General features: G+C 68.1%; 8 protein-coding genes. 5 read left to right on the top strand and 3 right to left on the bottom strand.

Features of this window, described 5'->3' with window-relative positions; genetic code table 11:
• Positions 1–483 precede the first annotated feature (483 nt).
• The 5 genes from U9979_RS24415 (at position 484) to U9979_RS24395 (ending at position 8,678) form a co-directional block, all read left to right on the top strand.
• The gene (locus U9979_RS24415) at positions 484–1,923 is read left to right on the top strand and encodes a bifunctional glycosyltransferase family 2/GtrA family protein (protein WP_322781130.1); all 1,440 of its coding nucleotides are present in this window, start codon (positions 484–486) and stop codon (positions 1,921–1,923) included.
• A gap of 1,261 nt (positions 1,924–3,184) precedes the next feature.
• Positions 3,185–3,352, top strand: a complete 168-nt coding sequence (locus tag U9979_RS24410; RefSeq protein WP_322781129.1) for a hypothetical protein — start codon at positions 3,185–3,187, stop codon at positions 3,350–3,352.
• 262 nt (positions 3,353–3,614) lie between these two features.
• Positions 3,615–4,142 carry a hypothetical protein gene (locus tag U9979_RS24405; protein WP_322781128.1) on the top strand — a complete coding sequence of 176 codons (528 nt, stop codon included), beginning with the start codon at positions 3,615–3,617 and terminating at the stop codon, positions 4,140–4,142.
• Between the two features lie 47 nt (positions 4,143–4,189).
• Entirely contained in the window at positions 4,190–6,796 is a 2,607-nt protein-coding gene (locus U9979_RS24400; protein WP_322781127.1) for a helicase-associated domain-containing protein, read from the top strand.
• Positions 6,797–7,031: 235 nt separating this feature from the next.
• Positions 7,032–8,678 carry a DNA repair helicase XPB gene (locus tag U9979_RS24395; RefSeq protein ID WP_322751775.1) on the top strand — a complete coding sequence of 549 codons (1,647 nt, stop codon included), beginning with the start codon at positions 7,032–7,034 and terminating at the stop codon, positions 8,676–8,678.
• A 55-nt stretch (positions 8,679–8,733) separates the two neighbouring features.
• Here the strand turns inward: U9979_RS24395 and U9979_RS24390 are convergent, their stop codons facing one another.
• From U9979_RS24390 to groL, 3 genes are all read right to left on the bottom strand, one after another.
• Positions 8,734–9,372, bottom strand: coding sequence for a Uma2 family endonuclease (locus tag U9979_RS24390; protein WP_322781126.1), 639 nt, complete (start codon positions 9,370–9,372; stop codon positions 8,734–8,736).
• Between the two features lie 36 nt (positions 9,373–9,408).
• Positions 9,409–10,221, bottom strand: a complete 813-nt coding sequence (locus tag U9979_RS24385) for a phospholipid scramblase-related protein (protein WP_322781125.1) — start codon at positions 10,219–10,221, stop codon at positions 9,409–9,411.
• A gap of 130 nt (positions 10,222–10,351) precedes the next feature.
• Positions 10,352–11,974, bottom strand: coding sequence for a chaperonin GroEL (gene groL / locus U9979_RS24380; protein ID WP_322781124.1), 1,623 nt, complete (start codon positions 11,972–11,974; stop codon positions 10,352–10,354).
• Between the last annotated feature and the right edge of the window lie 360 nt (positions 11,975–12,334).

The following is a 12,334-nucleotide window of genomic DNA, read 5'->3' as shown; positions in this document are numbered from 1 at the left end:
GCGGCGAGCCGTGATGGCACTGCGACGGTGAATGCGGCGGCGGCGACAACGGCGACCGCGGGGTCCACCATGTTGGCACCCATGGGGAAGTGCGTGAAGCACGTCAACCCGCTCCCTGTCCAACCATCCAACTGCCCGAGTGCCCAACCCGCTGACCTGTCCCGTCACACGATGGCGAACGTCGTGACCGCTGTGGCAGTCGGGTCGCCTGATTTACAGACTGTGACGACACGCCAGTGATCGGGCCACCGTCCCCGGGTGGCTGTCACGCGGTATGGGAGGGCGCCCGCGAAGGTGCTCTCAGTAGCTTCTCAGGTCTACTTCAGGCTGTCCTCAATGCCTTCCCCAACCCTTGGAGAGGTGAAGCTGCCGAAGCGTCTGCGGGGCCGCCGCGACTGCGAACCATCATGGGCTGCACCGGGCACTGCGGCGCCGATGCCTGGCGGTGGGAGTGGGCAGACCGGGGTGCTCGTGAATCCCGTCGTGGCACTCCCGAGGGCCGTCGCGGCGCCGACCACCGTGACGCTACCAGCTCAATGGCGACCGCAACCTGTCGTCGAGGTGGTGGTCCCGGTCTACAACGAGCAGAAGGCCCTTGCCGACAGCATCCGGCGACTGCATGACTTCCTGACCCGCCGTTTTCCCTTTGACTGGCGTATCACGATCGCAGACAACGCGAGTACCGACGCCACGCCCGCGATCGCCCGGCAGTTGGCCGCCGACCTGAGTCGGGTCCGGGTGACACGGCTGGAGGCCAAGGGCCGCGGCCGGGCGTTGCGGGCCGTCTGGTCGGCGTCGGACGCCGATGTCGTCGCATATATGGACGTGGATCTCTCCAGCGGGCTTGAGGCACTGTTGCCGTTGGTCGCGCCACTGCTTTCGGGCCATTCGGACGTCGCGATCGGTTCTCGGCTGGTTCGCGGGTCCAGGGTCGTTCGTGGACCGAAACGGGAGATCATCTCCCGTTGTTACAACTGGATGCTGAGGGTCACCTTCCGGACGTCCTTCCGGGACGCCCAGTGCGGCTTCAAGGCGGTCCGGGCCGACGTGGCCCGTGCCCTCCTGCCCGCGATCGAGAACAACCACTGGTTCTTCGACACCGAGCTGCTGCTGCTCGCCGAACGTAACGGTCTCCGTATTCATGAGGTTGCGGTCGACTGGACGGACGACCCGGACTCCCGGGTCGATGTCGTGGCGACGGCGATGGAGGACATTCGCGGAATGATCCGGGTTGCCCGTCGGATCATCGCGGGGCGGGTCGGCGTGGATCTGCCACCGCAGGTGCGTGCGGCCCGGCTGCCCGGCGGAATGGGCCGTCAGCTCCGGACGTTCGCGGCGATCGGGCTGTGTTCGACCCTGGCATACGTCCTTGCCTACGCGATGCTCCGGGAGATCGGAACGTCGCCGCTGACGGCCAACTTCGTCGCGTTGCTCATGACCGCCGTTGCCAACACCTGGGCGAACCGGCGGCTGACCTTCGGGCAGGTCGGCGGCGACGGGGCGGTGCGCCAGTTCGCCGAGTCGGGCGTCGTGTTCGTTGTCGGACTGGCGGTGTCCTCCGGTGGGCTCGGGCTGCTGCACCGGTTCTGGTCGTCGTCCGGCGTCGTAGCCGAGATCATCACCGTGTTGCTCAGTGGTACGGTGACGACAATCGTACGCTTTGTGCTGATGCGCGCCTGGGTCTTTCATCCCGCCAGGTCGGCGCGGACAGTCCCGTCGAAAGCTTCCCGGATCTCCCCAGTCGACGTCCCCGGTCGGTATGGCCCTGATCGGTATGGCCCTGATCGGTACCGCCGGGCCGGTTCAGACCCGGTCGGCTCCGCCGATGCGGCGCAGACCCGGTCGGCTTCGCCGCTGCGGTGGGAACCCGGCGATCCCGCGGATTCTGAGGTCCCGGACGGGCCACTGCCCGGGACCCGCTGAGCCCAACTCCCTGCCCAACTCCCTGCCCAACTCCCTGGTCAACCCCCTGCTCACCCCAACCTCCTACTGAACCCAACCCGCTGTGGTGGGTTGGGTTCCTGCTTTGGGCGGCCAGGCCACGGCAGAGATCAATTCGTGTCGGATGTGGTGTTGGGCTGGGGTGTGTTGTGCCACTGAAACCTGTTATGGATACGCTGAATCTCGCTGTTCTAACGACATCGACACAACCGCTGCCGTGCGCGTGTGACCGGAGGATGCCCGCGTGGTCCGAGGAGACCCCGAGCCCCGGGGCGACCGACGAGATGATTATCGAGGCGACCCGTGGGTGAATCCGCGTGGCGTCCCGCCCGGGGACGATGACACGACGTGGCGACCCGGAGAGTCGGCGCACCCGCAGTATCAGGAGCCGAGCGGGCCGCGTCCCTTGATTCCCGGCTCGCAGCCTGCGGTTGGACAACTGCCCGCCACATCGGCACCGGGCTCGCCCGGCCAGCCACCTGGCCGGCAATCGGTCCGGTCGGGCGCTGGGGGTTCCGTGGGTGCTGGGGGTGACCGCAGCCGCCCCGGGCGACCGGTCAGTGCAGGCCGGCACCTGGTGGCTTTTGGCACGTTGCCCGGGCAGCCCGTGGCCGGGGGTGCGGGGGCCGGCGCCGCGGGCGCTGGCCCTGACCGGCAGGCTGGCCCTGACCGGCAGGCTGGCCCTGACCGGCAGGCTGGCCCTGACCGGCAGGCTGGCCTTGACCGGCAGGCTGACGCTGCATCCGGCTTGCGCACTGCCCCCCCACGGGGAAGTGATCGTGCGCTGGGCAGCGCGCCTGGGCGAGGTGCTGCGGCGGGGACCGCCACCGGGCCGAGGCCCTACACCGGCCCGCCGACGGAAGGCTTTAACCCGTTTCCGGATCAGGCAAAACAGGCTGATCGGGAAGAGATCGGCGCCACCGACCAGTTCGCCACGATCCCCGGGGATGACGACAGGTCAGTTGTCGCCGCGCGGCGTCAGCGGGCCACGGACGGTCGGGCCACGGAGGATCGGGCCACGGACGGTCGGGCCACGGAGGATCGGGCCCAGACGGGCAGTGGGACCAGCGGTACGGGTTCCCGGCCGGTCAGGCCGGCCCAGGCGGTCAGGCCTGCGGCAGTCAGGCCTGCGGCCGCCAAGGTTCGGGACGGCAGGGCTCAGGCCAGTGCGCGGGCACCGTCGGACAAGGGGCGGTCCGCGGGTACGGGAACGCGCGGGCGCACCTCGGGCAGACGCCCGGCCGTGATCGTGCTGACCGTGCTCGCCGCCGTGGTTTTCATGATCATCGGCTTCTCCATCGGGCAGGCGCTCGCGTCGCCGGGGTCTGCAACTGCACAGTCGCGGGTCGGGACCTGGGCACGCGATCATCATCTGGCGTTTCTGGTTGACGGTGTGGAGAAGTTACGTTGATCCGCGGCCTCGCAATGGCGTGCGGCGGTATACGGCCGATATCAGGTTGAAACAGAAGAACAGCTGAAAAGGTGCGTAGCGCCAGGTTTTTGGTTTATGTTCTACTGTTGCGACAAGCATTTGGCGTCAGACTCTTGCGTTCGGAGGCTCGCCCGTGTGGAATCTGCATCGACGGGTCTGTCGCACTCTGTCACAGGACGTGCGGCTTCACGTGATGTCGGCTGGGTATCGTCGCAGCCTGTCACTCGCGGCAGGAGAGCCTGTGCGTCCGCATTCCGCACCTCGACACGGCGCTGGTCCACGTGTCATCCGTCCGGTCGTCCGGCGGACGGCGGACACATCCGCCATTGATGTCGGCGGAGCCGACGCCGGCAAGGTCGATGTTGACAGGGTTGATGTTGACAGGGTTGATGTTGGCGGTTCCGCTCGGGTCCCCGCCGCCGCCGTGTTCGACCGCAACGTATTTCCCGTTCCGTCCGGTCGGGCGCCGACAGCGGACGAGATCGACGCGATTGCCAGGGCGGTCTTCGCGAGCCCGCTGGTCGCGCTCGTCCCAGCGGGCCGGCTGCAGGTGACCTCGATCATAATTTCGACCGGCCCGCCGGACTGGGCCTTCGCAGCGCTCCTTCCACACGAACTTGATCTTGATCCGGCGGTGGCCGTGCTCCGGTTCGATGTCAGCGGTGGCTGGGTTCTCGATCAGGTGGGCACGGCCGAGGTCGGTGTCGGCTTGTTTTCCCCACGGGTTTCCCCACCGGTGGTCGACGAATCTGACCACGACAGGCGGTAGGGCGTGCCGGACCCTGCACCTGGCCGGCTACCGTTGTGAGGGTGCCCATGCCGGCGGATGGCCCTGACGTCTCCTCCACCCTGGCCGGGTGGTTGCGGGGCCTTTCGGACGACGCGCTCACCCGGCTGCTCGCTCTGCGTCCGGATCTGGCCACGCCGCCGCCGCCCGACTTCGACATCCTCGCCGCCCGCCTGGAAATCCGCGTGAGCGTGACCCGCGCGCTTGAGCGGCTTGACACGTTCACCCTTGAGGTCTGCGAGGCGTTGACGCTGCTTCCATCGCCGGTGAGTGCCGAGGACCTCGTCAGGTTCTGCGGGGCCTCGGATGTGGCAGTGCCCGTGGCGACATTGCGTGAACGTGCACTGATCTGGGGGGATGACAGTGCCATCCGGCTTGTCGCAATGGTCCGCGACCTTGTCGGTGAGCGTCCACTCGGTCTAGGTCGGCCGTTACGTGCCTGCCTGTCCGGGCACCGGCACACCCATCTCGCCCGGCTCGCGCTGGCGATCGGGGTCACTGCCCAACGTGATCGCGATGGAGCCGTGCGCGGCTCTTTCCTCGACGAGCTCAGCGCTGCACTGGCCGCACCGGAGCGGGTGGCGACCCTCGTCCAGGAGTGCGGTCCGCGGGCCCGTCAGCTCCTTGATCGGCTCGCCGCCGGGCCGGCGCTCGGGCACACGGGCGACGCGAGACGGCTGCTCCATGCGTCTGACGCCCGCACACCCGTGGAGCAACTGCTTGCTCGGGGTCTGCTGGTCGGCGTCGAGGAGACCATGGTTGAGCTTCCCCGGGAGGTCGGGCTTACCCTGCGTGGTGACCGTCCGGCCGGGACGTTGCATCGTGAACCGCCTGCGCTCACCGGCAAGACTATTGATCGTGGCCAGGTTGACGGCGCGGCCGCCCTCGCCGCTGACACAATGATTCGTCTGGTGACGGCGCTGTTGGAAGCCTGGGGTGCAACCCCGCCCATCCCGTTGCGCACGGGCGGTCTGAGTGTCCGGGACTTCCGCGCGGCAGCGAAGCTTCTCGACGTCGCCGAACCGGCCGCGGCGCTGGTGATCGAAATCGCCTATGCGGCGGGGCTGGTCGACAACGCTCCCGGCACGGATGTCATGATCATGCCAACGACCGCCTACGACCGGTGGTGCGTGGAGACCCCCGCGATGCGCTGGGCCACGTTGGTCCAGGCGTGGCTGGGCTCCCCCCAGGTGCCCGGTCTGGTGGGGGAGCGCGACGACAAGGGCCGTCAGGTTGCCGCGCTCTCCATGGAGCTGCGCCGCCAGAGCGCGCCGGAGCTGCGCCGCCTCGTGCTCGACGCCTTCGCGGCAGCTCCGGCGGGCCTTGCGCCGACATCCGAGTCGGTGCGCGCACTGCTTGCGTGGCGGCTACCCCGCCGGGGTGGGCCGTTGCTGGACCGGATGGTCGACTGGACGTTCGCCGAGGCGGATCTGCTGGGTGTCACCGGACGCGGCGCGCTGTCAGCGGCCGGGCGGGCGCTGGTCGGTGGCGAGGCGACTGACGCGGACGGCGCCCGCCGCTTCGACCTCGCTGCCGCGCTCAGTCCGATGTTGCCTGAGCCCGTCAGTGAACTGCTGGTACAGGCCGACCTCACCGCGGTGGCGCCAGGTCCCCTGGTGCCGGAGATCGCCGCGGAGCTCGCCCAGATGGCCGATGTCGAGTCGTCCGGCGCGGCAACGGTCTTCCGGTTCTCCGAAGCGTCCCTGCGGCGTGCTCTGGACGCCGGTCGGGTCGCCGAGGACATCCGCGACTTTCTTGCCCGCGTCGCCCGCGGGGACGTCCCGCAGGCGCTGGACTACCTCGTGGATGACGTCGCCCGTCGTCACGGCCGGTTGCGGGCGGGGCCGGCTGCGGCCTATCTGCGCTGCGACGACACCGCGGTGCTCTCCGAGGTGGTCGCGTCGCGGCGGACCCAGGCCCTCGGGCTGCGGCGGGTCGCGCCCACCGTGGTGATCTCATCGCTACCCATGCCCAAGTTGCTGGAGGGCCTGCGCGCGGCGGGGTTCGCCCCGGTCGGTGAAGGACCGGACGGACGCGTGGTACTGAGCCGACCGGAGGTGCACAGAACGCCCGGCCGTCCGCGCCCGAGCACCGCGGACGCCGCGGGTGCCCGCAACGAGCAGGTCCGGGGCGTGGTGCGGATGATCCGTCGGGGGGACGACAGCGCCCGGGCGGCCCGGGCAGCCAGCGCTGCGATCGGCTCCGTGTCCGACGGGATGCTGCGATCAGCTCCGCTGATGTTGCTGAGCCTGCAGGGAGCGGCACGCAGCGGCCGGCGCATACTGCTCGGGTATGTTGACCAGCAGGGAAAGTCTAGTGAACATATTGTTCGTCCGATGATTGTTGACGGGGGCTGGGTGACCGCGTGGGATGAGCGTGCTGCGGCGACCCGGCGCTTCGCGTTGCACCGTGTCACCGGCGTGCTGGATGTCGAAGATGTGCTCCCGGCCGGTGGGGCCGCCGGTTACGACTGGTCGTATGAGTTGGGTGTCGCGGGCGCCATACCGGGCACTACCGGTGGCGACCTGGCCGGTGCCCTTGCGAGCACAGGCACAGGCACTGTTGGGCCGATGTCCGTACCGGACCAGCAATACCCTGAATTCGTGGATCCGGAGGACGTTGCCGACCTGCCATGACGGTAACCGGTTCGATGGCCGGTACCTCGCGGGGCATCCGTCGCGGCCTGCGGCGAATATGCGAGAATCGGCAGACTGGTTCGATCCGGGTTGGTACGGCCGACGAATGTCGCCGCAGGTCGGTAGGTCGGTAGGTGGCAGATCGCTGCGCGACCCGATGGAATCTCAGGGTGTGCGATCATGGCCTTCATTGCGCGTCCAGAGGCCGCGAGGAATCGTGAGAGGACGGTGAGAAGTGGCCGATGGACCGTTGATCGTCCAGTCTGACAAGACCCTGTTGCTGGAAGTCGACCATCCGCTGGCTGGCGAGGCGCGGGCCGCGATCGCCCCGTTCGCGGAGCTGGAACGCTCCCCCGAGCACGTCCACACCTACCGGGTCACGCCGCTGGCGCTCTGGAATGCCCGGGCTGCCGGTCACGACGCCGAACAGGTCGTTGACGCACTCGTTCGCTTCTCCCGTTACGCGGTCCCGCACGCGTTGCTGGTCGACGTCGCCGACACCATGGACCGTTACGGTCGGCTACGGCTGGAGAACGACCCGGAGCGAGGCCTGGTCCTGCGGACCGTCGATCGCGCGGTGCTCACCGAGGTCGTCCGGTCCAAGAAGGTCGCGCCGCTGCTGGGTCAGCGTCTGGATGAGGACACCGTCGCGGTGCACCCGTCCGAGCGGGGACGGCTCAAGCAGGCGTTGCTCAAGATTGGCTGGCCGGCCGAGGACCTCGCCGGGTATGTCGACGGCGAGGCACACCCGATCGAACTGCGCCAGGACGGCTGGGAGCTGCGCGGGTACCAGAAGGGCGCGGTGGCGGGGTTCTGGGAGGGTGGTTCGGGCGTGGTGGTGCTGCCCAGCGGTGCCGGCAAGACCATCGTCGGTGCCGCGGCCATGGCCCATGCCGGTACTACCACCCTCATCCTGGTCACCAACACGGTGGCCGGCCGGCAGTGGCGTACGGAGCTGCTGAAGCGGACATCACTCACCGAGGACGAGATCGGCGAGTACTCGGGTGAACGCAAGGAGATCCGACCCGTCACGATCGCCACATACCAGGTGATGACCGCCCGTCGCAAGGGCGAGTATCTGCATCTGGACCTGTTCGGCGCCCGCGACTGGGGTCTGATCGTCTACGACGAGGTGCACCTGCTGCCGGCGCCGGTCTTTCGGATGACCGCCGACATCCAGTCCCGGCGGCGGCTCGGCCTGACCGCCACGCTGGTCCGTGAGGACGGTCGGGAGGGCGACGTCTTCTCCCTGATCGGCCCCAAGCGGTACGACGCGCCGTGGCGGGAGATCGAGGCCCAGGGCTGGATCGCCCCGGCCGAGTGCACCGAGGTGCGGGTGACCCTCACCGAGGACGAGCGGATGGCCTACGCCGTTGCGGAGGCCGAGGAGCGCTACCGGATGTGCGCCACCGCGTACAGCAAGCGTGCGGTCGTGCAACGGTTGGTCGAACGGCACGCAGGGGATCGGGTGCTCGTCATCGGTGCCTACCTTGATCAGCTTGATCAGCTTGGCGAGCTGCTCGGTGCCCCGGTCATCCAGGGGTCGACCCGTAACCGGGAACGTGAGCGTTTGTTCGAGGCGTTCCGCAGTGGGGAGATCCGGACCCTGGTTGTTTCAAAGGTCGCCAACGTGTCGATCGACCTGCCCGAAGCGGGGGTCGCCATCCAGGTCAGCGGTACCTTCGGGTCACGCCAGGAGGAGGCGCAGCGCCTCGGGCGGGTGTTGCGCCCCAAGGCGGACGGCCGCGGCGCGCATTTCTACACGGTGGTCTCCCGGGACACCATCGACCAGGAGTACGCCGCGCACCGCCAGCGCTTCCTGGCCGAGCAGGGCTACGCCTACACCATTGTCGACGCCGACGACATTCCCGACCCGACATAACCATCTAAAACCGATATAACCATCCCGACCCGACATAACCGTCCGGTGGGAGGCGTCACTCTGGATGCGGGGGGTCGATCAGGGTTGCCGGGATGATCGTGCAGGCGACCGGGCTGGTCACGCTGAGTTCCTGCTGCCCGGTCGCGGACCCGACCTGAACATAGGCTCCGTTGACGAGATCGTAGGCGTCGATAGCCGGGGTGTCGGGGTCGACCAGCCAGCAGCTGGGGACGCCGCGGTCGCGATAGACGTCGAACTTCAGGGTCCGGTCGTAGCGCCGGTTGCTGAGCTCGGCGACCTCCACGACCAGCAGGGGCAAGTCGGTGATGCGGCGGGGACGGTCGTCGTCGCCCGCCGCCGCGACGATGATGTCGGGAACGATCTCGCTTCGGGGCTCGATCCGAAGGCTCACCCCCCGGGTGTGGACGCGCATGTGCGCAGGGGTCACCTCGACGAGTAGCCGGACGAGACGCTTGGTCACCCTGGTCTCCAGCGGCGTCGGCCACGCACGGACCAGGCACATCCCGTCGATGAGGTCGAAGCGCGGATCCTCAAGGCCGAACTCGTCGAGGTCTGCGACGGTGAGCGGGGGGGTGGGCAGCACCATGGTGGGGCGGCGCGAGCGTGGCGTGGAACCAGGCTGGATCACGCCAGTAATGGTGCCGCTTCCAGCTGCGACTGTCGAAACCTTCACCCTCGGCGACCAGATTCTGTGGTCTGTGGCCCGCACTCAGCCGAGGCCGCGGGAGTCCTGTTTGAGAGCGGTATCGATGGTCAGCGCGGAGGCGACCACCAGGCTGCGCAGGGGGTCGGCAAGGGGTCGGTGGATCTGCACGACATAGTTGTCGGCCGTGGTGAACAGCGTCCGGGCCAGTCCCTCCCAGGTCTTGGTCACCCGGGCAATCTCGGTGTCGGTATGGTCGACGATCGAGAAGTTCCACGCCCGCCAGTTCTCCGCTTTGATCATCCCGATGGGGGTGCCGGCGCTCTGGAGGGCAAAGCGGATCTTTCCGAAGACGTTCTGCTGGACGATTGTGCCGATCTCGAATCCGTCCGGCCGAGATACGATCACCCGCGACTTGAAGACCTTCGCCGGTCGGGTCAGGGTGAGATGGGGAACACCGGCACTGTCGCGGACCTCAAGGCGGTGGGTGAAGAACTGATCGAGTGAGCTGACCAACCGCACCGCTTTCTTGACGGTGCTCTGACCGACTTCCACGACCGATCCGATCTGGTTCCCGGACTGGTCGAACACGGCGTACTCGTTCGTCAGCTCGATGAGTTTGGTTTTCTGGTTGACCACGAGGATCGGTTCGGTGAAGAGCGTCCCCTGCCCACCGTGGACGGGTTCGAGGCCCGCGTTTCCCTGTACCTGGCGCTGGATCCGGTCCGGCGTGTAGTTGGTCTGCACGGGTACGCCGCCGGGTGCCCCGGGTTGGGTATTACTTACCTGGTCGGTCCACCGGCTGCCGTCCCAGTAACGGAAGGGGTGCTTGCCAGAAGGGTCGGCATACCAGCCCGCCGGCGGCATGGTCTGAGTCATGCTGTGCACACTCCCACTCGTCCTGCCATGGCAAAGGGACGGCCCCGAAACGGGACCGCCCCTTGTGTTCTACCACCGGCCGGTTTGCCACCGGCTGGCTTACAACCAGTTCAGACTGCGAACCGCGGACTCAGAAGTCCATGTCCCCGCCGCCGCCGGGACCCGCCGGGGCCGGGTTCTTCTCCGGCTTGTCGGCGATGACGACTTCGGTGGTGAGGAACAGCCCGGCGATCGACGCGGCGTTCTGCAGCGCCGAGCGGGTGACCTTGGCCGGGTCGATGATGCCGGTGGCGATCAGGTCGACGTACTCGCCGGTGGCCGCGTTCAGGCCGTGGCCGGCGGGCAGGTGACGGACCTTGTCGACCACGACGCCGCCTTCGAGACCGCTGTTGTAGGCGATCTGCTTGATCGGCGCCTCGAGGGCCAGCCGGACGATGTTCGCCCCGGTGGCCTCGTCCCCGGCGAGGTCGAGCTTCTCGAACGCCGTGACCGACGCCTGGAGCAGCGCGACGCCACCGCCGGCGACGATGCCCTCCTCGACCGCAGCCTTCGCGTTCGAGACGGCGTCCTCGATGCGGTGCTTCTTCTCCTTGAGCTCGACCTCGGTCGCGGCACCGACCTTGATCACTGCGACGCCACCGGCGAGCTTGGCCAGCCGCTCCTGCAGCTTCTCGCGGTCGTAGTCGGAGTCCGACTTCTCGATCTCGGCGCGGATCTGGCTGACCCGACCGGCGATCTGGTCGGGGTCGCCCGCGCCTTCGACGATGGTGGTCTCGTCCTTGGTGACGACGAACTTGCGGGCCTTGCCGAGCAGGTCGATCGTGGTGCTCTCCAGCTTGAGGCCGACGTCCTCGGAGATGACCTGGCCACCGGTGAGGATGGCGATGTCGCCGAGCAGGGCCTTACGACGGTCACCGAAGCCGGGGGCCTTCACCGCGACGCTCTTGAAGGTACCGCGGATCTTGTTGACGACCAGGGTGGCCAGGGCTTCGCCCTCGACGTCCTCGGAGATGATCGCCAGCGGCTTGCCGGCCTGCATGACCTTCTCCAGCAGCGGGAGCAGGTCCTTGACAGCGGCGATCTTGCTGTTGACGATGAGCACGTACGGGTCGTCGAGGACGGCTTCCTGGCGGTCGGCGTCGGTGACGAAGTACGGCGAGATGTAGCCCTTGTCGAAGCGCATGCCCTCAGTGAGCTCGAGCTCGAGGCCGAAGGTGTTGCTCTCCTCGACGGTGACGACGCCTTCCTTGCCGACCTTGTCCAGCGCCTCGGCGATCAGCGCGCCGATCGCGGGGTCGCCCGCGGAGATGGACGCGGTGGACGCGATCTGCTCCTTGGTCTCGACCTCCTTGGCCTGCTTGGAGAGCTCCTCCGAGACGCGTTCGACCGCGATCTCGATGCCCTTCTTCAGACCCAGCGGGTTCGCGCCGGCCGCCACGTTGCGCAGACCCTCACGGACCAGCGCCTGGGCGAGAATCGTCGCGGTGGTGGTGCCGTCACCCGCGACGTCGTTCGTCTTCTTCGCGACTTCCTTGACGAGCTCCGCACCGATCTTCTCGTACGGATCCTCGAGCTCGATCTCCTTGGCGATGCTCACACCGTCGTTGGTGATCGTGGGGACGCCCCACTTCTTCTCCAGAACGACGTTGCGGCCCTTCGGACCGAGCGTGACCTTTACGGCGTCGGCCAGCTGGTTCATGCCGCGCTCCAGGCCGCGCCGTGCCTCCTCATCGAAGGCAATGATCTTCGGCATGGTGTCGGGGTCCTCCCAGGGGAATGGCTGTTCAATGGCCTGGCCAAGACGACGCCCGCGACGGACGGCCAGATGGCCTCGCCGCTCAGCCCTGGCACTCGAAGCTCGTGAGTGCCAGGTCCTGTTTAGCACTCGAGGTGGGTGAGTGCAAGCTCGCGCCCTGTCGTGGCGTGCCGTCGCGGGGCCGCGAGCGGGGTCTCGGCCGGCCGCCGGCGGCCGGCTGTCATCCGGTCTGTGAACCACGGGTGAACCCCCGGGGCTGCGATGCCTCCACCACCCGGTGTCAGGGCACGCCGCCGAAGAGATCTTCGCCGGGGCCGTCCCGTGTGCCGGGGCCGTCCCGTGTGTTGTGGAGGGTGC

The organism is Protofrankia sp. Cas4 (assembly GCF_963555915.1).
In the GTDB taxonomy this organism is placed as follows: domain Bacteria; phylum Actinomycetota; class Actinomycetes; order Frankiales; family Frankiaceae; genus Protofrankia.
The sequence above is the reverse complement of the archived record's forward strand: the minus strand, read 5'-3'. Positions and strand labels throughout refer to the sequence as shown.

What these genes read in the sequence shown, in the direction of transcription:
- U9979_RS24400 (WP_322781127.1), top strand. Translation starts at nt 4,190, where the DNA reads ATGCCGGCGGATGGCCCTGACGTCTCCTCCACCCTGGCCGGGTGGTTG.
- U9979_RS24385 (WP_322781125.1), bottom strand. Translation starts at nt 10,221, where the DNA reads ATGACTCAGACCATGCCGCCGGCGGGCTGGTATGCCGACCCTTCTGGC.
- groL (WP_322781124.1), bottom strand. Translation starts at nt 11,974, where the DNA reads ATGCCGAAGATCATTGCCTTCGATGAGGAGGCACGGCGCGGCCTGGAG.